Source organism: Synechococcus sp. H60.1, from assembly GCF_047462335.1.
Lineage (GTDB): Bacteria > Cyanobacteriota > Cyanobacteriia > Thermostichales > Thermostichaceae > Thermostichus.
In genome coordinates, this window is sequence record NZ_JANSJA010000087.1 from 16,998 (window position 1) to 37,088 (window position 20,091).

General features: G+C 60.0%; 21 protein-coding genes, 1 pseudogene and 1 riboswitch. Of the genes and pseudogenes, 15 read left to right on the plus strand and 7 right to left on the minus strand.

All coding sequences use genetic code 11. The features are described 5' to 3' along the window. The first annotated feature begins 41 nt into the window (after positions 1-41). Entirely contained in the window at positions 42-1,112 is a 1,071-nt protein-coding gene (locus tag NW852_RS04785) for an EAL domain-containing protein (protein ID WP_414370769.1), read from the plus strand. Here the strand turns inward: NW852_RS04785 and NW852_RS04790 are convergent. Beyond that, entirely contained in the window at positions 1,063-2,256 is a 1,194-nt protein-coding gene (locus tag NW852_RS04790; protein WP_414426500.1) for an MFS transporter, read from the minus strand. The genes NW852_RS04785 and NW852_RS04790 overlap by 50 nt on opposite strands. 189 nt (positions 2,257-2,445) lie before the next feature. Here NW852_RS04790 and NW852_RS04795 point away from each other — a divergent pair, with 189 nt between their 5' ends. Beyond that, positions 2,446-3,000, plus strand: a complete 555-nt coding sequence (locus NW852_RS04795) for a hypothetical protein (RefSeq protein ID WP_414359310.1) — start codon at positions 2,446-2,448, stop codon at positions 2,998-3,000. 62 nt (positions 3,001-3,062) lie between these two features. Here NW852_RS04795 and NW852_RS04800 read toward each other — a convergent pair whose 3' ends face one another. The 3 genes from NW852_RS04800 to hisIE form a co-directional block, all read right to left on the minus strand. Then, a complete protein-coding gene (locus tag NW852_RS04800) occupies positions 3,063-4,673 on the minus strand; it encodes a cation:proton antiporter (RefSeq protein WP_414426501.1) in 1,611 nt (536 codons plus the stop codon). Positions 4,674-4,791: 118 nt separating this feature from the next. Next, positions 4,792-4,885: riboswitch (Fluoride riboswitch) on the minus strand. Positions 4,886-4,927: 42 nt separating this feature from the next. Then, on the minus strand, positions 4,928-5,614 hold the full coding sequence (locus tag NW852_RS04805; protein ID WP_414370763.1) for a DUF1997 domain-containing protein: 687 nt from the start codon (positions 5,612-5,614) through the stop codon (positions 4,928-4,930). After that, positions 5,574-6,269: a bifunctional phosphoribosyl-AMP cyclohydrolase/phosphoribosyl-ATP diphosphatase HisIE gene (gene hisIE / locus NW852_RS04810; RefSeq protein ID WP_414370762.1), complete on the minus strand. Its 696-nt coding sequence runs from the start codon at positions 6,267-6,269 to the stop codon at positions 5,574-5,576. Before hisIE ends, NW852_RS04805 begins: the two co-directional genes overlap by 41 nt. A 194-nt stretch (positions 6,270-6,463) precedes the next feature. Between hisIE and NW852_RS04815 the strand changes: the two genes are divergently transcribed. The 10 genes from NW852_RS04815 to NW852_RS04860 all read left to right on the plus strand — a co-directional run bounded on the left by NW852_RS04815 (position 6,464) and on the right by NW852_RS04860 (position 14,465). Beyond that, complete coding sequence (locus tag NW852_RS04815; protein WP_414370760.1) at positions 6,464-7,255, plus strand: phosphonate ABC transporter ATP-binding protein; 792 nt, start codon at positions 6,464-6,466, stop codon at positions 7,253-7,255. A gap of 67 nt (positions 7,256-7,322) precedes the next feature. Further along, positions 7,323-8,219, plus strand: a complete 897-nt coding sequence (phnD, locus tag NW852_RS04820) for a phosphonate ABC transporter substrate-binding protein (RefSeq protein WP_414370758.1) — start codon at positions 7,323-7,325, stop codon at positions 8,217-8,219. Next, the gene (gene phnE, locus NW852_RS04825; RefSeq protein WP_414370757.1) at positions 8,188-9,006 is read left to right on the plus strand and encodes a phosphonate ABC transporter, permease protein PhnE; all 819 of its coding nucleotides are present in this window, start codon (positions 8,188-8,190) and stop codon (positions 9,004-9,006) included. Before phnD ends, phnE begins: the two co-directional genes overlap by 32 nt. Positions 9,007-9,015: 9 nt before the next feature. After that, positions 9,016-9,435, plus strand: coding sequence for a phosphonate C-P lyase system protein PhnG (gene phnG, locus NW852_RS04830; protein WP_414370755.1), 420 nt, complete (start codon positions 9,016-9,018; stop codon positions 9,433-9,435). Beyond that, complete coding sequence (phnH, locus tag NW852_RS04835) at positions 9,432-9,974, plus strand: phosphonate C-P lyase system protein PhnH (RefSeq protein WP_414370753.1); 543 nt, start codon at positions 9,432-9,434, stop codon at positions 9,972-9,974. Before phnG ends, phnH begins: the two co-directional genes overlap by 4 nt. Beyond that, a complete protein-coding gene (locus NW852_RS04840) occupies positions 9,974-10,990 on the plus strand; it encodes a carbon-phosphorus lyase complex subunit PhnI (protein ID WP_414334502.1) in 1,017 nt (338 codons plus the stop codon). The genes phnH and NW852_RS04840 overlap by 1 nt, the downstream gene beginning before the upstream one ends. Continuing rightward, positions 10,980-11,846 carry an alpha-D-ribose 1-methylphosphonate 5-phosphate C-P-lyase PhnJ gene (locus NW852_RS04845; protein ID WP_414370751.1) on the plus strand — a complete coding sequence of 289 codons (867 nt, stop codon included), beginning with the start codon at positions 10,980-10,982 and terminating at the stop codon, positions 11,844-11,846. Before NW852_RS04840 ends, NW852_RS04845 begins: the two co-directional genes overlap by 11 nt. Then, positions 11,839-12,606 (plus strand): ATP-binding cassette domain-containing protein, encoded by a 768-nt coding sequence (locus tag NW852_RS04850; RefSeq protein ID WP_414359329.1) that lies wholly within the window; start codon positions 11,839-11,841, stop codon positions 12,604-12,606. The genes NW852_RS04845 and NW852_RS04850 overlap by 8 nt, the downstream gene beginning before the upstream one ends. Positions 12,607-12,610: 4 nt before the next feature. Further along, complete coding sequence (locus NW852_RS04855) at positions 12,611-13,306, plus strand: ATP-binding cassette domain-containing protein (protein ID WP_414364208.1); 696 nt, start codon at positions 12,611-12,613, stop codon at positions 13,304-13,306. Then, entirely contained in the window at positions 13,287-14,465 is a 1,179-nt protein-coding gene (locus NW852_RS04860; RefSeq protein ID WP_414364207.1) for an alpha-D-ribose 1-methylphosphonate 5-triphosphate diphosphatase, read from the plus strand. Before NW852_RS04855 ends, NW852_RS04860 begins: the two co-directional genes overlap by 20 nt. A gap of 2 nt (positions 14,466-14,467) precedes the next feature. On the opposite strand, the gene NW852_RS04865 is transcribed toward NW852_RS04860, so the two are convergent. Continuing rightward, the gene (locus NW852_RS04865) at positions 14,468-16,558 is read right to left on the minus strand and encodes a polysaccharide deacetylase family protein (RefSeq protein WP_414426502.1); all 2,091 of its coding nucleotides are present in this window, start codon (positions 16,556-16,558) and stop codon (positions 14,468-14,470) included. On the opposite strand from NW852_RS04865, the gene NW852_RS04870 reads away from it, so the two are divergent. Beyond that, on the plus strand, positions 16,538-16,861 hold the full coding sequence (locus NW852_RS04870; RefSeq protein WP_414398594.1) for a hypothetical protein: 324 nt from the start codon (positions 16,538-16,540) through the stop codon (positions 16,859-16,861). The genes NW852_RS04865 and NW852_RS04870 overlap by 21 nt on opposite strands. Positions 16,862-16,917: 56 nt before the next feature. Here NW852_RS04870 and NW852_RS04875 read toward each other — a convergent pair whose 3' ends face one another. After that, the gene (locus tag NW852_RS04875) at positions 16,918-17,403 is read right to left on the minus strand and encodes a phycobilisome linker polypeptide (RefSeq protein ID WP_414370746.1); all 486 of its coding nucleotides are present in this window, start codon (positions 17,401-17,403) and stop codon (positions 16,918-16,920) included. 202 nt (positions 17,404-17,605) lie between these two features. On the opposite strand from NW852_RS04875, the gene NW852_RS04880 reads away from it, so the two are divergent. Continuing rightward, complete coding sequence (locus NW852_RS04880; protein WP_414364201.1) at positions 17,606-18,139, plus strand: DUF4079 domain-containing protein; 534 nt, start codon at positions 17,606-17,608, stop codon at positions 18,137-18,139. 192 nt (positions 18,140-18,331) lie between these two features. Then, positions 18,332-18,567, plus strand: a pseudogene (locus tag NW852_RS04885) (zinc ribbon domain-containing protein); the annotation flags it as partial. Between the two features lie 573 nt (positions 18,568-19,140). Here NW852_RS04885 and NW852_RS04890 read toward each other — a convergent pair. Beyond that, positions 19,141-19,776, minus strand: a complete 636-nt coding sequence (locus NW852_RS04890; protein WP_414364199.1) for a biotin transporter BioY — start codon at positions 19,774-19,776, stop codon at positions 19,141-19,143. Between the last annotated feature and the right edge of the window lie 315 nt (positions 19,777-20,091).

A 20,091-nucleotide genomic window follows, 5' to 3' on the forward strand; every position in this document is an offset into this window, starting at 1 on the left:
TACTGTCGGGGGGACTGCCTCTAGCTACTCCCTGCAGATCTATGTCTTGCCCCGACTGCCCAGCTCTGCCCGCCTTTCTGCAAGAGGCAGGGCGCCTATTTCTCTGGCTGCCCACTCCTCATACCCACCAGAAGTTCTGGCGGGCCCTGGAGGCCAAGACAGAGGTTCCCGTTCAACTTTTGCAAGACCTTGGCCTAGTTGTTGCCATTGCCCAGGGAGCCCTTAAGAAGACCTTGGAGACAATGGCTGAGATTCTCTCGCAAGAAGAGATGCGGGCCAGCCGCGCCCTGTTTTTGGCCGGAGATAGGGATCCCTGCTGGCAAGATTGCGCCCGGGTGGAGTCACTGCTGCAGTTGTTCCACCGCACCCAAGCTGAGCTTTTGCTGGAAGTGTTGAAGGAAAACCGTCTCACCACCTACTTTCAGCCCATTGTCGGGGGGCGGGATCCCACTTGTGTGGTTGGCCACGAGGCGCTGGTGCGGGGGTTGGACAAAGAGGGCAAGGTGATTGGGCCGGGCTTGCTCTTTGCCATGGCCCGCGAGGCCGGGCTGCTCTACCACTTGGACTTGGCCGCCCGCCGCACGGCCATTGCCGCGGCCACCCAGCACCGCTTACAAGGGGATCTCTTCATCAACTTCAGCCCTACGGCTATCTACGACCCGGCCTTTTGTCTGCGCTCCACCGTCTGGGCCATTAGTCGCGCCGGGATCCCGCCCCAGCGGGTGGTGTTTGAGGTCAACGAATCCGACCGCAGCCCCGATTTGGACCACTTGCAGCGGATTTTGCGCTTCTATCGGCAGGCGGGCTTTCGGGTGGCGCTGGATGACCTGGGCGCCGGCTACGGATCCCTGAACCTGTTGCACCAGTTGCAGCCGGATCTCATCAAGCTGGATAGGGAGCTCATTCGGGGGGTGGATCGGGATCCCTATAAGGCGGTGATTGCCGAGAAGCTGCTGGAGCTAGCTCAAAAGCTGGGGATCACTACCCTGGCGGAAGGGATCGAAACGGCAGAAGAGCTGCAGTGGGTGCGCGATCGCGGCGTAGATCTGGTGCAGGGCTTTTTCATCGCCCGGCCCCAGCCTGTCCCCTTAGGATTAAGACCCAGAGGATAGCTGCCCCCACGGCTTGAGCGGCTACCGAGAAGATGACCAAAGCGGGGAGAAAGAGATCGTAGAGCACCCCCATCAGGGCGCTGCCCAAAAACCAGGCCAGGCCGTAGATGCTGGTAAACAGCCCAAAGGCAAAGCCCCTCGCCTGGGCGGCCACCATTCCAGCTACTGCTGCCTTCATGACCGATTCCTGGGCGCCCAGGCCAATCCCCCAGAGCAGCATGCCCACCACCGTCAGCCCGTAGCTGCCGGAAAAGGCCAGCGGCGCAAAACCGGCAGACAGGACCACCGCCCCCAACAGGCTCCCCAGCCCCAGGCGGTCAAATAGCCAGCCCCAGCCCAGGGCGGCTAGGGCATCCACCCCCATGGCCAGGGCGTAGAGCAAGGGGATCCCTGCCGCCTCGCCACCTTGCTGCTGCAGGTGCAGGGCAATGAGGGAAAAGTCAGCAAACCCCATGGCCACACAGGCCGCTGCTGTGAGATAGAGCCAAAAGACCCTGGAAAAGCCTTTTGCTGGAGCGGTTTCCGGCTCCGGCTCAAAGTCGCGCGGGGTGGGATACAGCCATTGGGCCAGCCCCAGCACCCCTAGCCCCAGGGCCGCCGGGATCCCCAAGGCCAAGAATGCGCCTTGGAACCCGTAGCCGGCGGCAACCATTCCTGCCACCAGCAGCGGCCCTCCCACCGCCCCAATTTGGTCCAAGGTCTCGTGCAGGCCAAACCCAATGCCCTGGCCCACCTGCAGCGCCGCATGGGAGAGCAACAGGTCCCGTGGCGGGGTGCGGATCCCTTTGCCCAGGCGCTCGGCCAGCAAAAGCAAAGCAGCCCCAGGCCAACTGCTCACCCAGGCCAGAGCGGGGATCACCGCCGTGTTGAGGACATAGCCCAGGGTGGTGAGCTGCCACTGCCCTCGACTGCGGTGCACGGGATCCCTACTGAGACGGTCGCTCCAGTAGCCCACGCCCAGGCGCAGCCCATAGGCCAGCAGCTCCCCCCCGCCGGCCACCAGGCCCACCACCGTGCCGCTGGCCCCCAGGGATCCCAAAAAAGCTCCGGAGATGCTGCGGGCCCCCTCGTAGGTGGCGTCGGCGCAGAGGCTGACGATCCCCAGCAAAACGATGAAGCGCCAAGCAGGAGAGAAAAGAGTCATGGCCGGCTCCTTAGCTCGTTACGTCCATGCCTAGCGGAGACAAGAGGTGAGAGCAAAGAAGGCTTCAGGAGGGTCTTATCTAACCAGGAGCAACTGCGGCCAATCTAAGGCTAAGCCAATCTTGTTCTCCTTCCTTTGCATCGAATAGAATTAGACACCCTCCGTCCTTTTGGCTAAGGGAGCAAAGCAATGGCCGCTAAAAGAATTCTTTTTAAGCTGGCTTGCTTTTTGTTAAGTGCCTGTTTAGTTTCGATAGCATCGACGGTTAAAACAAGTGCCGAGCAAGCGTTCTTAAACGCTGAGTATCTCATAGCTACCTCGCCCCTTCCAGATATTGAGCGGGTTCGTTTTCAAGATGGCAAGTATCAAAGAGGCTCTAGCATTTTTGAAGAAGGGTTTCTAACAGCAAGCCTTGAAAGGCTGGAACCTACCGATCTTAACAACGATGGGCTTCAGGATGTGGTGGCGGTTGTAGCAAGCAGTACAGGAGGCAGTGCTGCCTGGATAAGCTTATCCGGCCTGTTAGGTGGCAGCAAAAACCCCACACTCCTAGAGCCTGTATTTCTTGGCGATAGAGTTGTCGTTAACAACATTTCCATCGCTCGTAGCTCTAGAGGAAGTGCTGAGGTCTGCTTAGATATGCTTGTTCATGGTCCCAAAGATGCCCAGTGCTGCCCTACTAAGAAAGAAAAAAGGTGCTTTACTGTCGCCGAAAACCGATGGATACCCCGTAGAGCCAAATAATCTTTGCTGAGGCCGGTTTGGAGGCCTAGCCTAGCAACAGCTCTAGGGCCCAGCATTGATCTTTAAGCCTCCGCTGCCTGCCCAGGGGTTTCTCTAGGAGACTCTACGAGGATTACAGGAATAGAGCTGGTCTCCAACACCGCTTGGGAAGTGGATCCCACTAGCACCTGCTCCCAGGGGCGGTGGCCCCGCTTGCCTATGACTATGTCGGTAACCTGCCGCTCCTGGGCTATGTCCACGATGGTCTCCGCCAGGGGGCCGGAAGCCAGGCAAAATTCGTGGCGAATATCCGCCAAAAGACGCTGGGCAAGCTGCCGCAACGCTTCCACCCCCTTCCCCTGGGGCTCATCGGTAACATGGAGCACAATCACTTCCCCATCCACCCGCCGCGCCAGATCCGCTGCCTTGCGCAGCACCGCCTCCGCCAAGGGAGAGGTATCCACGGCGGCCAAGAAGCTCACCTTGCCCTGGCTGCCCACCTTGGTGGGATCCACTTCTCCCTTTTCCAATAGGCGAGGGGCAAAAACTTGGGTTAGCCAGGCCCCTAGGGGTGCTGTGGTCAAAATCGACAGGGCCGCTAGGGCGAGGATTGTCTCCCCGCCAGGGATCCCCCGGGCTAAGGGGATGCCGCCGATGGCCGCCTGCACCGTGGCTTTGGCCATGTTGCCCGGCAGCAAGAAGAGCCGCTCCCGCCAGTTCCAGTTGCTCCCCAGGGTGGAAAGCCACCAGCCCAGGCCCCGGCCCAACAGCAGGCTCAGGGTCAAAAGCAGCAAACCGCGCAAGAGCAGGGATCCCAGTACCTGCAGATCCAAAGAGGCTCCCAGCAGGACAAACAGCACGATCTCCGCCACCGTCCAGAGGGCGTCGAACCCAAGCCGCAGCCGCCGCGCCAGCGGCCCATCCAGTTGGACGAGGAAAAACCCTAGGGCCATCACCGCCAGGTAGCCGGAAAAATAGGGCCACACCTGCGGCGCCAGCACCAAGCCCAGCGCCAGGCAGGCCGCCAGCAGCACCTCTTGCGTGCTGTTGCGAGTCCAGTTCTGCTGCACCAAGAGGGCCACCAAAACCCGCGCCCCCAGGTAGCCCACCGCCACCCCCAGCAGGATCTCCATCCCCACCTGGAACGGCAGCCACTGCAGGCGAAGGCTCTGGGCAGATCCCTGCCCCAAAAAGCTCAGCAACAGGCTAAAGCCCAGCAACAGCAGCACATCGGAAAGGGCGCTGCCGGTCAAAATGGCGTCCGGGATCCCTTTGGTCACCCCCCAGCCCAGGCTCTTGAGGCGCAACATCCCCGGCACGATCACCGCCGGCGACTCCGCCCCAATCACACAGCCCAAAAGCAGTCCCGTCCCCCAATCCAGCCCCAGGATCCAGCGGCTCAAGAGCGCCACTGCCACCGCCTCACAGGCTGCCGGCAAAAACCCCAGCCGCAGGGCCACGGATCCCTGCTGGGCCAGCTTTTCCCAATCCAGCCCCAGGCCCGCCCTCATGAGGATGATCGTGACGGCCACTAGGCGCAGATCCCCGGCTGCCGCCAACAGCTCTGGGGACAAGACCTCTTGCAACAGGATCCCGACCAGAATCATCCCCACTAGTGGCGGCATCCCCAGCCGGCCCCCAATCTGGCCGACAAAAAAGCCCATCCCTAAGATCCACAGCCAACTGCCCAGCATCAACAAAACCTCTCTCTTTGCCGTCCGGATGGTGAAGGGCAGCCCAGAGGGAAGTAGAGCCTTGGGGGCTGTGGGGTGGTAACCCAAGATCAAAGACTCCCACCCCCTGGATCTGCCCAGAAGAGTAGGAGTCATCAGCCTCAGCCTTGGATTTAGAGAATTCTTAGAACCTGCCTGAGGCGGTTACGGTGAACCCCATCACCGGTTGCCGGAGCAAGCTGACCGACAACTCACTCACGTTGACCCATAGGGTATCACGCCCCATCTTCCACCGCAACCAAGCGATAGGAGTGATGGGGACGGCCAATGGAGCAATAGAAATCGCTGCAGACATTGTGGGTAAAGCGATCGCTAAGGCTGCGGGTAACCTGCTGCACCACCTGGCTGCCCACTCTCTGAACCAACTTGCGCGGCAGGACTTGCAAAAACTTGGGCAAATGCAGCCGGATATCCAGATGAAGATCCCAGTGGACGCGGGTAGTGGCAGGGGATCCCGGTAGCTCCTCCAGCCGGAAACTGGCCTGGCAATCTACCCGATAGGGCAGGGCGGCCTCCCCCGGCAGCTCAGTCGAAGTCAGCCGAAACAGGTAATCTTCCTCCGGCCAGATCTTCACCCCAAAGCAGGGCTCCAGCTCAAACCCCAGCCCACCCATGCGGAAAAATTGCAGCTTGTAGGTGTCGGCAGAGAGGGGCTCCACCTGCAATGGCCGGAAGCAGCGCTGGATCCACTGGCTATGGCCGCGCAGGTAACGGGCCAAAGTCTCCCGGTCGGTCTCCAGATCCACTTGGCCCCGTCGCCCAGCCTGCAAATCCAAGTGGATCTTGGCTATCGGTTGATCTAGCGGTGGGGGGTGATCCATCTCCTCCAAAGGCGGCTCCCCCTCTTCGGACAAAGCCCCTTCACTGAGGGGAACGACGGGCTTGGAGTTGGCGATAGACATCCCGAATATCCACCTGATAGTGAGCAAGAGCCACGAGGCAGTGGTACCAGAGATCCGCCACCTCGTCGGCCAGGGCAGTCTTGTCCCCCTCTTTTGCCGCCATCACCACTTCAGCCGTCTCCTCGCCGAGTTTTTTCAGGATGGCGTTGTCTCCCTTGGCCAGCAGGCTGCTGGTGTAGGAATCGGGACGGGGATCCGCCTGGCGGGCCTTGATCACGGCAAACACCTGCGACAGGGTATCGGCGGCCGGGATGGGATCCCCTTCCTTCTCTGGGAGGGTGCGGAAGAAGCAGCTCCGCGCTCCTGTGTGGCAGGCCGCATCTCCCACCTGCTCCACCAAAATGACCAGCGCGTCGCTGTCGCAGTCGTAGCGGATTTGTTTGACCCACTGCACGTGGCCAGAAGTTTCCCCCTTGGGCCAGAACGCCTGGCGGGAGCGGCTCCAGAACCAGGTGCGGCCTGTCTCCAGCGTTTTCTGCAGCGATTCCCGGTTCATCCAGGCCATCATCAGCACCGTCCCGTCCAGGTAGTCCTGCACAATGGCCGGGATCAAACCCTGTTCGTTGTAGCGGAGGCTGTCCAGATGAGTGATCCCCTCCGGCAGAAGAGCGCGGGGCGGATCCGCTGAAGGAATGGAGTCCGAGGCAGCAATCATAGAGGGTAGGAATCCAAAGAGAGCATAAAAAGCAAGATAGCAAAGCCAGCTCTCCCCAGGGTACCTCCTCCTGCCCAGCCCGGTTTTTTGTTGCCGCTAGGGGGATTTTAACCTGGGCTTAACCTGGTTTTAGTTGTGACTTAAAGTCAAGCTGCTAAGTTTGATACCAAGCTTTCACGCGCCGAGGGGGAGCAATGCGCATCCGGGTAGAAAACCTCTGGGTCACCTTTAAAAACAAAGTTGCCCTAAGAGGGGTTTGCCTCGACTTGTTTGGCGATGGAGCCCAGGTGGTGGCCCTGATTGGCCCCTCTGGCGCTGGGAAGTCCACCCTCCTTAAGCTCCTGAAGGGAATGGTTAGGCCCAGTTTTGGAAAAGTCTGGGTTGGCTCTTTCCCCCTCCACGAAGGCGGAGGAGAGGGGCTGCAGCAGGTGCGCAAGCGTACGGGCATGATCTACCAGACTTTTCAGCTCATTGGCCGCCTGACTGTCTTGGAGAACGTCCTGATTGGGCGCCTGCCCCACCTGAATCTTACCCAGGGCTTGCTGCGGCAGTTCTCGGAGCAAGATCTGGCCCAAGCAGAAAGGCTACTGGAGGAGGTGGGGCTTCTCGAGCACGCCTGGCAGAGGGCCGATGCTCTTTCGGGGGGACAGCAGCAGCGGGTGGGCATTGCTCGCGCCTTGATCCAAGAGCCGGCGCTGATCCTGGCAGATGAACCCATCTCGGCTTTGGATCCCAAAAATGCGCAGGTGATCATGGATTTACTGCTGGGAATGGTTCGTCGACAGGGCATCCCGCTCCTAGTGACCCTGCATCACCTGGAGATGGTGCGCCATTACGCCAACCGAGTTGTTGCCTTTAAGGATGGGCAGGTTTTCTTTGATGGGCCAGTCTCGGCTCTCACCTCTGAAAAGGAGAAGGATCTCTACTTCGGGGAGGAGGGAGCCTCTCAAACCCTCGGAGGGTTGCCCTCAGCCTTGACGGCTTGAGGACAGGTAAGCTCAAACTCAACTTCAATCAATTTCAATTTCAAGTCAGCTGCAGAGGAGAATACTCATGCGGAGAAGAAAGGTTTTTGCTCTAGCGGCTTTCCTATTGGGCTTTGCCAGTTGGGTGCCGGTGTTGGCGCAGAAGCAGAACTGGCCCGAGGAGCTGGTCATTGCTGAAGTGCCGGTGGAGAGTGCTGCTGATTACGAAGCTCGCTATGCGCCTTTCCTGAACTACCTCAAAGAGAGATTGGGGATCCCGGTGCGTTTGTTCGTGGCTGGTGACTACACGGCTGTGATGCTCTCCCAGGCGGAAGGGAAGACCCACGTTGCTTTTTATGGGCCCGCCTCTTACGTCGATGCGATTGAAAAAGCCAATGCCCCCATCGAAGCCTTTGTGAAGGAAGATTCTGTTCGCTCGGGCACTGTTTACCACTCTCTGATGATTTCCAAGAAGGGCAGTGGCATTACAACTCTAGAAGCTGCCAAGGGCAAAGATTTTGCTTTCGTTGACCCGGAGAGCACTTCTGGTTTCAAGGTGCCCATGGCTTACTTCTGTCTAGAGGCCAAGATCAAGCCCAAGGAGTACTTTAGGCAAGTTGCCTTTGCCGGCAACCATGAGTCGGTTATCCTGGGAGTCTCTCAGGGAACCATTCCCGTGGGGGTGACTTGGGATACCGGGATCAGCATTGCCACCAAGAAGGGCCAAATTAAGGGTTTGGAAGATTTTGAGGTGATCTGGAAGTCCGATCCGATCCCTTCCTCTCCCTGGGCCTACCGCAAAGACCTGCCGGAAGACCTCAAAGAAGCCATCCGCACGGCCTACCTAGAGTACGAGAACACACCGGAAGGCAAGCAATGGCTAGAAGCTCGCGGTCTCAAGGGTTTTGAGCCGGCCAGCGACAAGGATTACGATCCCTTCCGCAAGGTTAACAATGCTCTTAAGCAACCTGAGTGCCAACTCTAAGAAACTGCCCCCCTTACCAGCGGAGCTCAAACGGAGAGATCGCCTCGGTGTTCTGCTAGTCGGGATGATCCTTCTGGCTCTCCTGCTGACGGCAGGGCCGGCTGAGATCTCACCAGTCAGGCTGCTGGCTGGGTTGGGGAGGAGTGCTGCCTTTGTCGCTCGCTTCTTTCCGCCCAGCCTGCACTTTCTGCCAGCTTTTCTTTACTCTTTGCTCCAGACCCTGATCATGGCTTTCTGGGGCACTTTTCTGGCCACCTTCCTTGTGCTTCCCTTGGCCTTCCTGGGATCCAAGAATGTCATCCGCTCTCCTGTGGTCTATCTGGCTGTCCGCGGGCTGATGGATATCCTTAGGGGGCTGAACGAGCTGGTTTTGGCCCTGGTTTTTGTGGCTGCCATTGGCTTGGGGCCTCTCCCAGGGATCATGGCGTTGACGCTGCACACGGCTGGAGTGGCAGGCAAGTTGCTCTCCGAGGCCATTGAGACGGTGGATATGGGGCAGGTGGAGGCCGTGAGGGCTACGGGCTCCCATCCTCTGCTGGTTCTTGTCTATGGCTTTTGGCCGCAGGTGGCCCCAGCTTTCTACTCGGTGACGCTCTACCTGTTTGAGGTCAATGTGCGCTCGGCAACAGTCTTGGGCTTGGTGGGAGCTGGTGGTATCGGCTTCGATCTGATGCAGACGGTGCGGGCCTTCCGCTTTCAGGACGCCGCTACCATCATTTTGCTCATCCTGCTAACCGTGTTTACAATCGACAAGGTCTCGGCGCGAATTCGCCAATCCCTGGTATAGGAGGTGAGGGTGCAGGCTCTTGAAATCCTGGAGCTGCTGCAGGAGGCTCCCGAAAAGACAGTTGTGGCTCTGGCGCGGGAGGTACGGCCCGCTCTGGGAGCTAGCCAGAAGCTGAAGGAAGGGGCAGGCCTGCTGTTGCTCCCCTTCCAGGACTCGCGCAGCGGTACGCCGTTTTATCTGGGAGAAGTCTTGGTTTACGAGGTTTGGCTGCGCTTCCCCCGAAAGGGAGTGGAAGGCTATGGAATGGTGCTGGGGGAACGGCCGCGCCTGGCCCGCTCCCTGGCTTACCTGGATGCCGCGTTGCAGGCGGGGATTGCTGAAGATCGGATCCAGGCCTTGGCCCTGGAAGCTCAGGAACATCTCCAGGAGAAGGATGAGCGCCTCTGGCGCAAGGTGGCCACCACGCGCTTGGAGGTGGAGACGCTATGAGCGTGCCCATACCTGCAGCCGAACGGCAAAGCCAACAGGTCTTCCGAACCTTGGTGATGGCGCTGAGCTACCCTGGCCGGCTTTGGCGCTTGCCAGCTCACTCGCTGCGCCAAGCCTTCCGCCTCATTGGGACTACCCTGGTGGATGGAAATGTGGGGGTTTGGGCGCCAGACTGGCTGCTCTTAGATCTGCGCGGTCAGGCTCCTCGGCCCGTGGCCTTGGAGGCGGCGGACTTTGTCTTTGCCGAGCGGCTGGCGGATTTGCCTGCCGGCTGGGAAACCCTCTCGGTTCTTAAGAGGGGCACCTACCTGGAGCCGGAGAGCGGGGCAACTCTCATCCTGGGAACTGGCTGGGGCCAGGGATCCCCTCTTGTCTTCAAGGGCCCCGGCATTGCTGGGGAGGTGCGCTTGGCTGTGGATTTGCCCCCTGCTTTTTGGCGGCTGCGCTCCCAGATCTCGGCCTACCCTTTGGGAGTGGACATCTTGCTTACCGACGGGCAGCATGTAGTAGGCATACCGCGAAGTGTGGAGGTGGGTTGATGGGCTACGTGGTGGCGCGGGGCAGTCAGGAGGCCATTCTCAATGCCGAAGCCCTTTTTCGCGAATTGTTGCCGAGGGGGGCAGGTCAGTCGAGTAAGGGCCTGGCCAGCTACTTGCCCTATCTTTTGGATCAGGTGATGGCGGAAGCTGGCCTCTGGGCTCCAGAGCTGGCTGCTGAGGCCTTGGCCCAGACAGGGGGCGATCTCTACGAAGCGCTGCTGCTTTTGCGAGCTCATCGAACTACCCTTCCTCGCCTGGGCAAAGCGCAGCTTCAGAAAAAAGAAGATTTGCTCCTGGTGCGACGGCTTTCTTCAGCCTTCAAGAGCATTCCCGGCGGCCAAGTCCTCGGCCCCACCCTCGACTACAGCCTGCGTCTGCTGGGTTTTTCCGGAACCCAAGGGGTGGAGCCAGAGACCACGGCTGCTCCCCAGCGCTACCCTTCGGTGCGAACCTGGCTAAAAGAGCAAGGCCTGCTGGAAGAAGATCCAGTGGCAGAGAAAGACTTAGAGGAAGAGATCCCGGATCTAACGCGGCAGCCGCTGCTGTTTCCGGCGCCAAGAGCCCATCGCCTGCAAGCTTTGGCGCGAGGGGACACCGGGGGACTCCTGGCCCTCGCCTACAGCGCCATGCGGGCCTACAACGTCCACACCCACCCAACAGTGGCGGAGTTGGGGGTGGGCTATCTCGAGGTGCGGGCTATCCACCCGGTGCGGGGAGGCAGCTTTCGCCTGGGGCGGATCCGCTTGGCCTTTGCAGAAGTCGTCGGGCATGGGGAGAAGGGATACCGCTTAGGCTTTGCTGCCAGCTTGGGCTGGAACGAGGGGCGGGTTATCGCGGGCGCAATGTTGGATTTGGAGATGGATCGCCCCACCCATCCGGCCCGCAGCGAGGAGTTTGTTCTGGTACACACGGATCCCGTGGAGGCTTCGGGCTTTGCCCTGCACTACAAACTGCCTCACTATGTAACGTTCTTCAGCAATTGGATGAGCCATCAGGAGGCTGCTCTTGAACCCTAAGCATAGCTACGCCTACTTGGACTCTGAAGCCAAGCGAGAAATTCGGCGCAAGGTTCTCAAGGCTTTGGCCATACCGGCATATCAAGTTCCCTTTGCCAGCCGAGAGATGCCCCTGGCCCGCGGCTGGGGCACGGGCGGCCTGCAGCTTACTCTCAGCCTCGTGGGGCCGGAAGATGTGGTGAAGGTCATCGACCAAGGAGCGGATGACTCGGTTAATGCTGCCAACTTGCGCCGCTTCATTGCCCACGTCAGCAGAGCTCGAACCACCACTGATGCTTTGGAAGCAACCCTCATCCAAAGCCGTCACCGCATCCCGGAGGAGCGGCTGCAAGAAGGACAAATCTTGATCCTGCAAGTCCCGATCCCTGAGCCCCTGCGCTACGTGGAGCCTTCCGATGCCAAGGCGCGGGAGCTGCATGCCCTGGGGGACTACAGCCTGCTTTGGGTGGACCTGTTTGAAGAACACTTGCACTACGGCCACAGCCGCAAGGGAGCAGCCTATCCCGTTCTGGTGCACGGCCGCTATGTGATGGATCCCAGTCCCCTGCCGCGCTGGGATCTGCCCAAGCTGCACCAGGCAGCCCACATCACGCTCTTTGGCGCCGGTCGGGAGAAGCGGATCTATGCTGTCCCCCCTTACACGCAGGTAGAACCTCTGGCCTTTGTGGATCGACCCTTCCAGCCGGAACCCATTGTGGGATCCTGCCGCCGCACCGGTTGCCGCCACGTCTTTCTCAACGCCATTCCCCAGGAGGATGGCAGCTTGGCCTACGAGATCTCCGACCAGGGCTATATGGAAAAACTCCTAGCTGGCAAAGAAAGTGGGCCTTTATTTGGGGAGAAGCAGCATGGTTGAAGAAAGGCCTTTGCTGGAACTGGTCAAGGTTTGGAAAGCCTACGGGGATCGCTGGGCCCTCAAGAACGTCAGCCTCAAGCTCTATCCGCAGGAGGTGCTGGGGGTGGTGGGGGCTTCTGGCAGCGGCAAGAGCACCCTTTTGAGAATTCTCTATCTCCAGGAGACGGCGCAAGGGGAATACTGGCTCAACCTCCCCGGCTGGGAGGGGTGTAATCTGCTGTCGCTTTCTCCCTATGAGCGACCTGCGGCGCGGCGCCACTTGGCCATGGTTTATCAAGAAGCTGCCCAGGCCCTGCGCATGGGCTTTGCCGCCCTAACCAATGTTGCTGAGCCCCTTGTGCTCAAGGGGGAACGGCGATTTGAAGTTTTGCAAAAGGAAGCGCAGGCAGCTTTGGAGAGGGCAGACTTCCCCCTGGAGCGGGCTGGGGATCCGCCTACTTTCCTTTCGGGAGGGGAGCGGCAGCGGGTGCAGATTGCCAAAGCCTTGGCTCAAGAGCCAACGGCCATCCTCTTGGACGAGCCAACGACTGGCTTAGATTTGCTGGTGCAGGCAACCTTCTTGGACACCCTACGCCGCCTCAAGCGGCAGTTGGGGATGAGTCTGATTTTGGTTAGCCACGATCTCTCGGTGGTACGGGCATTGGCGGATCGCATTGTGGTTTTGCACCAAGGAGAGGTGGTAGAGGAAGGCCTCGCCGACCAGGTGCTGGAGGATCCCCGCCACCCCTTTACTCAGGATTTGGTTGCCGCAAGGCTGTAGAGAGATGCTGCAAGTTATCGATTTGGAAAAGCGGTTTTTCCTGCACCGGCTGGGACGGGAGGTTCTGGCTTTCAGACAGGTGAGCTTCTCCCTACAAGCAGGGGAGTTGCTGCTCCTAGAGGGCCCCAATGGCGCCGGCAAGTCTTCCCTGTTGCGGACGCTCTATCGCAGCTACTGTCCCACAGGGGGGCAGATCCTTCTGCAGACTCCTCGCGGAAGGGTGGATCTGGCGCGTTTGGGGGATCGCGAGATCTTGTGGATCCGGCGGGAGTACATCGGCTATGTCAGCCAGTTTCTGGATCCCCGACCCCGCACCACCGCCCTGGAGCTGGTGGCGGAGCCGCTGCTGTGGCGAGGTGTAGAAGAAAGCCGAGCACGGCAGCGGGCGGCAGAGCTGCTCCTAGAGCTGGGCCTAAAGCCCGAGTTACTGGAGGCTTTCCCCACGGGTTTCTCTGGGGGCGAAAAACAAAAGCTCAACCTGGCTCGCTCGCTCATTCATCCCTATCCCTTGCTGCTGTTGGATGAGCCCACGGCCAGCTTGGATGCAGGGGCCAGGAAAGCTCTGCGGGAGCGCCTTCGCCTTCTGAAGCAGCAGGGAACTGCGCTTGTTGGCGTTTTCCACTTGCCAGAAGACGTGGCGGGCTTGGTGGACAAAACCTACCACCTGGAGGAGAAGCAAGATGTGGCTGTCCGGACTTAAGCTGGTTCTCCCTGACCAAGTGCTCCCGCTGGGATCCCTGCGGCTGGAGGGGGAGTCGATTGCCGAGATTCGAGAAGGGCAGGTGGACGAAGGAATCCCTTTACAGGGCTTAACCCTCGTCCCTGGCGTCATCGATCTCCACGCCGACAGCCTAGAGCCGGAGCTGGAGCCGCGGCCAGGGGTACAGTTGGCTGCCGAGATGGCCCTGGAGGTTTGGGAAAACCGAGCTCTGGCAGCAGGCATGACCACTGCTTTTGTCACCCTGTCCTTTTGGGAGGGCCTGCCCGGTTGGCGCAGCCCGGAGACCGCTTTGGCCCTGGCCGAGCAATTGGTTGCCCTGCGTTCCCATTTGTCGCTGGACTTGCGGATCCATGCCCGCTACGAAGTCTCTCGCCCCTTGGGAGCAGCAGCCGTTCGCCACGCCCTCAGCCAAGGTTGGGTGGATCTCCTTTCGTTTATGGATCACACGCCTGGCCAAGGCCAGTTCCCGACCCTAGAAGACTACGTTCGCTATATGGCCCGTCACCTGGGCCAGCAGCCTGAGGAGGTTGCCGCCAGCCTCAGGAACCCATCCCAGCTAGAAGTTCTCCCTGCCCTTGCCGAGCTGGCCCAGCAGGCAAAAGAGCGGGGAGTCACGCTGGCTTCCCATGACGACGATTCCTCTGACAAGGTTCAGTTGATGGCCAAGCTGGGCGTAAAGATTAGCGAGTTCCCGGTCACGCTGGAGGCCGCTGGCGAAGCCCAACAGTTGGGCTTGCTGGTGGTCATGGGTGCCCCCAACGCCCTCAGGGGATCCTCCCATGTGGGCAATCTCTCCGCCCTGCAAGCCCTGAAGGCGGGATCCCTGGGCGCTCTGGCCACCGACTACTCGCCGGCTGCCGCGCTAAGAGCTGCCTTTGCCCTGGCGGAAAAGCAGGCTTTGGAGTTACCCCAGGCCATAGCCTTGGTCAGCCGCAACCCCGCCCAGGCCGTTGGCCTCCAGGATCGGGGGGCTCTTTGCCCAGGGCTGAGGGCCGACCTGGTGATCTTGCGGGAGAAGCCCTTCCGGGTTATGGGCGTGTTTGTTGCCGGTAGGCCTGTCTTTCTCCGCGAGGGCCTAGGTTGGCAGGGAAGGTTGGATCCCCAAGGAGTTGGATCCAGAAAAGTCGAAGTCCCCTAAATCTACTCCAGAGCCGCTCTCGGCAGCAGCTTCCGGGTTGGCTTGCGCTCCAGAGGCCAAGTTGGCCGCTCTAGACGGGTATCCACCAACACAGAGGCTGGGGCGAGATTAACCCGCTCCAGCAGCCGTTGCAGCAGTTGAGCATCGATGGCATCCCCCCCGCTGGATGGGGTTGCCGTTCCCGCCACCAGGGGAGTATCGTCCAGCAGCAACTCTGCCACAGCCTGGGCCAGTTCTTGGCCGTATACGCCATCAGGGCCAGAGGGGAGCAGATCCAGCCGTCCCTGCTGAGCGGCCAGACGGCTTAAGCCCAGTTGCACCGCCACCACGGCCGGGCCCCGCTCCCCCCGCCTTAGAAGGCGCTGGCCGGCCAGGATGCTCTCCAGCTGCGCCTTGGCCATTTCCTGGTCGCCGCTGGGGAGCAACTGCACCAGCCCCTCCAGCCGGTTGCCGGGAGAGTTGGCGCTTGCCTGCTGCTGGGGATCCTCCCTCCACAGACGGGTTAGGTCGTAGAGCAAAATGGCGTGGGGGACAGGGCGGCTGGGCTGGTTGGGGCCGGCATGGCCGGTGGCGAGGATCTCCCCTTGGTAGACCAGTGAGGTGCTGAAGCCAGAGTCCAGCAGCACCGCCTCACGGATCCCGGTTTTGGGCAGCAGGCTGGCCAGGATGGCGGCGTTGACGTGGGTTTTGGTAACCCCGATTACCACCTGATCCTGCTTGTCTACGCCAAAAAAGGCGCGGGGGCGGAACTCGGCGGCGCTGGAGAGGCGAAACGAGTCAATCTCCGCTGGCGAAAGGGCCTGGCCATCCTTGACCAGCCACAAGCCCGCCACAAACAAGTCCGTGACATCCGGCATGAGCTGGCGAAGGTTGTCGAGCTGGGTCATGGTGTCGGGATCAAAGGGCACAAAGCGCAGCCGATCCCTGCCTAGGAGTACCAAAGGCCGGCCCCGGATGACCCTGTCATCTTCGGGGCGACCGGGAATAAAGGTCTTGTGGTTGGCGGCCATCACTGGCCCCACCATGACGTTGCTGGCCGAGTTAATCCAAGGAATGGAGAAGAAGCTGCCGTTAATGCCGGCATCGGCTTGGTAGCGCTGGACCAGGGTTCTTACCTCGTAGCGCCGCTCCGCGTGCACCGTAGCCGCCCGTCCGCCGCGGATGGTGAGGATCCTCACCCCGTCGATGACCTCATCGGTTAGAGCCAGGGGCCGTGTCCCATCCAGCCAGTAGTCGGGGCTGCGGCCAAGGGTAGAGGTGCGGGCGCCAACAATGGCCTCGGTGAGGCGAAACTGGTTAAAGCGGCGCACCTCCAGCAAGTTGGGCGACTGTCCCGTAAAGCCGGGATCCATCGTGAAGGCCATCCGGTAACCCGCCTCCGCCAGGTATTGCTTCACCCGCTCGTCCCGGTTGCCTTCCGGATAGGCAAAGTAGTGGATGGGGTGGCCCAACTCCTGCTCCAGCTTGCTCTTGCAGTCAACCACCTCTCGCCGCAGGCGGGTGTCGTCCAGCAGCCGCAGGTCGGGAGGATGGTTGACGGTGTGGGCGGCAAAGTCAATCAGCCCGCTGGCATCCATCTCCCGCATCTGATCCCAAGTGAAGTGATCTTTGTCCGTAGGCACGCCGACAAAGCCGGTCTGAACAAAGTAGGTGGCGGGGTAGTTGTACTCCTTCAAGAGGGGGTAGGCGTTTTCGTAAAGCCCAAGGTAGGCGTCGTCAAAAGTCAGCAAAATGGCCTTTTCCGGCAAGGGATCCCCGTCCCGTAGGTGTTTGTAGAGCTGGTCGATGCGGATGGGAGTCAGCCCCGCCTGCTTGATGGCCTCAAAGTGCTGCCGCAGCTCGGCTACCGTGGTGTCAAACCAGACTTGTTTGCGGCCAGCCACCACGTCGTGGTACATGATGGCCGGCACGTAGGAGAGACTGGCCAAGGGAGCCAACGCAAAAGGATCCCGCTGCAGTTGCGGCTCTTGGGGGAGGGGCGGGCGCTGTTGGGCGGCCTTGGCCTGGGCGCGGGGGGCAGGGATCTCGGCCAGAGGCGGCAAGAGCGCCGGCAGGCGGCTGGCCCAGTCGGGATGAGCAGTTGCCCAGGCCACCAGGGCTCCCGTCCCAAACCCCAGCACTGTAACCAACAAAGCCAAGAAGCGGAGCAGCCGGAAGCGCAACTGGGTTGGCGGTCGCTGCCCAGAAAGACTTCGGCCCGGGAAGGGGGATCCCCTTTTTGTCCTAGGGACTGGATGGCCGCCCCGGCGCGGCAGCGGCTGTCGAGACGTCATGTCCTTCTCCTCACCGGCAAAACCAACGTCAGCCTACCACCCCATCTCCTGGTTGGGGATGGGGAAGCCCTTGCCAGTGGTTTCCTCAAAAACAGCCAGGGATCCCTTTCCTCGCCCAGGTAGTACCCCAGCCCACAGGAGTAGCGGCAGAGCCACCGCCCAGAAGCTTTCCAGGCAAGTCAGTCGAGGTTGCTCAACAGATTGGACTCTGTAATGCTGACGATCTTGCCCCCCCTTTGGGTAATGCGCTTCACTTCTTGGGAGAGCCGGCTGAAGGGCACTTTGTACTCGACAACGCTCTTGCGCACGCCCCCTCCCACCAAACCGGACACTTTGAGGGTGAAAATCTTGTCGCTGTTGGGTAGGGACGAGGCCGCCGAGGGGGCAACCTGAGCGGCTGGGGCCGCTTCCGCCTGAGGTGCAGGAGCCGCACTCTCCCGCTCCAAAAGCAGCCGCCAACTGCGGGGATAGGCGGGAGCCAAACGATAAACCACCTTGTAGGAGCCGGTTACATGGTCATCTTCTGACTCCACCCTCACCACTGTTCCTGCTGGGATATCCAGCTTAGCTCCCTTGGACATGACTTTAATTCCAGGCCAATTGGTGGGCACATCCATCAGCAGCTCGACTTCAAAGGATTGATCCCCCAACAACAACTTGGCCATGTGAATAACTCCGTTTTGCTCGTTAGCAGGCGGTAGCCGAGGAGCTGTGGCCGACCACAGCTTCACCGCTAGATATTTTACCGTTGCGGCTGCATCCCCTGAAGCTTTCCACCGGCATCTGTCATCGAAGGTGGGTTTGTTGTAGATTTGTTAAGGAGACTGGTTAAAAAGTTGTAGTTGTTCCAAAGGTGGAGGGATCCCTATGCTGTGTGTGGCTCTGCCCAATCTGTCGGCAGCTTCGGATGGGTTGACGGCTGCCTTGCAGCCGGTGGCCCAGTTTTTTGCCGGCTTCAACCTGCCCCAGCCCATTGTGCAATGGGGACATCCTCTGATGATGGGCATTGTGGTGGTGGTCATGGGCAGCTTCGTCGGCCTGACCGGTTGGCGGGGGCGGGTCTTGCGCCTGGCAGCCGAGGGATCCCTGCCGGAATCGGCCCAAAAGCCGCTCTTGGATCACCGCAAATTGGCCCCCTGGATGGCCACCTTCATTGCCCTGGGCTACACTGGCGGCCTTCTCTCCTTAGTCATGCAGGGCCAGCCCCTGCTGAGCAGCCCCCATTTTTGGACGGGATCCCTGGTGTTGCTGCTGTTGGCAGCCAATGGTGCCCTGTCCCTAAGTGGCTTTGGGGGCAACCGCGAGGCCCTGCGCACCACCCATGCTTACTTGGGCAGCCTCATCCTCTGCGTGCTCTTCGCCCATGCTGTGCTGGGCCTGAAGCTGGGCCTATCTCTGTAGGCAATCCCGGCTTTCCTCCTTGGGAAGAGAGGGTTAGGGTGTGACGGCAAGGTGGCAACGTGGAGTTGGGGCAGGCTCCAGACTTTGTTCTGCCGACCCCTAGCCTATGGCTTGAATGGAAGACCTCACAGAAGGTAAAGCTGGAGGCCCCGCACTCTAGTGCGGGAAGGAAAGCTGCTCTCGCAACTTTAGCGGTTGAACAGTTGGGCGTTCCACCAGCTAAGGCAGTTTTTGCACTACAAGGCAGCAAGAGCAGAGGTCAAGGTTGTGGCGGTTCCGCCTGCCTACACTTGCAGACCTGTCACCGCTGCCTGTGGCTTGGCCAGCGGGAAGGGAAGCGTTTTCGTTGTGTGAACCCGGCCTGTGGTTGGGAAGGGGATGCAGATTTTAACGCTGCCACTTGCGTTGGCGGGACGGAGTTCTTGTGAGCGAGCTTCAGGGCTACTAAAAACCCCACCCGCCTATTCGTTGAGTCAACACAACATGGCTTAGGCCCCGCTGCGCGCACCGATAGAGTACAGGCTTCACGCTTCATAGACTTGTTTGTACAGAGGTCTCAGCATGCTGCCACCGTGCGACCCATGGCGGGAACCAGTCAGGGAAACTTTCCAGCGATTTAACTTGTTCTCCTCAATTGAAGCACAAACGGCTTTCATCCCGAAACTGAATTGGCTCTTGAGTCAACACAATTTACCAATACAGTGCGGGGTTTCCCGCCGATCAAGCTAAATTGACTATAGCAAGTCAGGGTCGGCCTCATCTCACCTTTTTTGTGAAGCCGATAAAAAAAGCCCCATAAAGGGGCTTGTCGCGACCAGTCAGCGACTTATAAAACCCTAGAGCGATATAGAGAAGCGCTCCATTGAATCTGTTGCTTTGAACACCGTTTTGATCACAGTCCCTAGGATCTCAGAAAAAAGGCCAAACTGCGGTAGATATCATTTTTTTTTTAGATTTTCGGGAGGCTGGCCCTACACCATCAGGCTGCTGTTGGGCAAGCCCTAGCTTGAGGGCGACTTGGGATCCGCTGTCGGCTTCTCCCGCCCCAGCCAGCGCCAAGTGGTGGGCAGCAGGGCTGCTGCCAGCACACACTTCAGCAGATCGCCGGGGATAAAGGGGAACACGCCTTTGGTGAGCACGGCCAAGACGGAAGTGGGCCCGACATTCTCGTTCAGCCATACCCCCAGCCAGGTGGCTCCCAAGACGTAGATCAAAACCGAGCAGGAGAGCATGGCCGCTGCCATCTTCCAAGGGCTGCGATCCACCCCCCAGCGCTCCACAAACCAGCCCATCAGCCCTGCAGCCAGGGGAAAGGCCAGCAAGTAGCCCCCTGTCGCTCCGGTTAAGTGGCTGAGCCCAGAGCCGCCGCCGTTGAAGAAGGGCAACCCCAAAAGCCCCTCCAGCAGGTACAGCAGCAAGGCAAGAAAGCCCAGCCTTGCCCCAAAGCCTGCCCCCACCAGCATCACGCCGAAGGTTTGTCCGGTGATGGGTACTGGGGTAAAGGGCAAAGGGATCCGCACCTGCGCCAGTGCCGCTACCAACAAACTTCCCCCCAACACCAGCATTAAATCCCGAACCCAGGAAGGACGGGTCAGAAGGGTTTGCGCCAAGGGTGTGTGAGCAAAAGTAGCAGTCATAGGATATTTAGGGTGCTGAGATACAAGAGATAACAGCCCTTTTCCGGGATCCACCGACCCATCCCAAAAGCTTTTGGCTAGGGATCCGGGTGCTGCAACTAACGGACAAAGGGCCGTATCTGGTTAGTGTATCGCAACCTCAGGATTCTGCACCTATGCACTACCTTGCTTGGCCGCGGCTATCCGTCTGGCGCATCCACTGAATCCGCAGAAGGGTGATGCAAAAAATTAACCACAAAGCCCCCAGGCTATATCCCGCCAGCAGATCGCTGGGCCAATTCAACCCCAAGTAGGCCCGGCTGAAACCAATGAGGA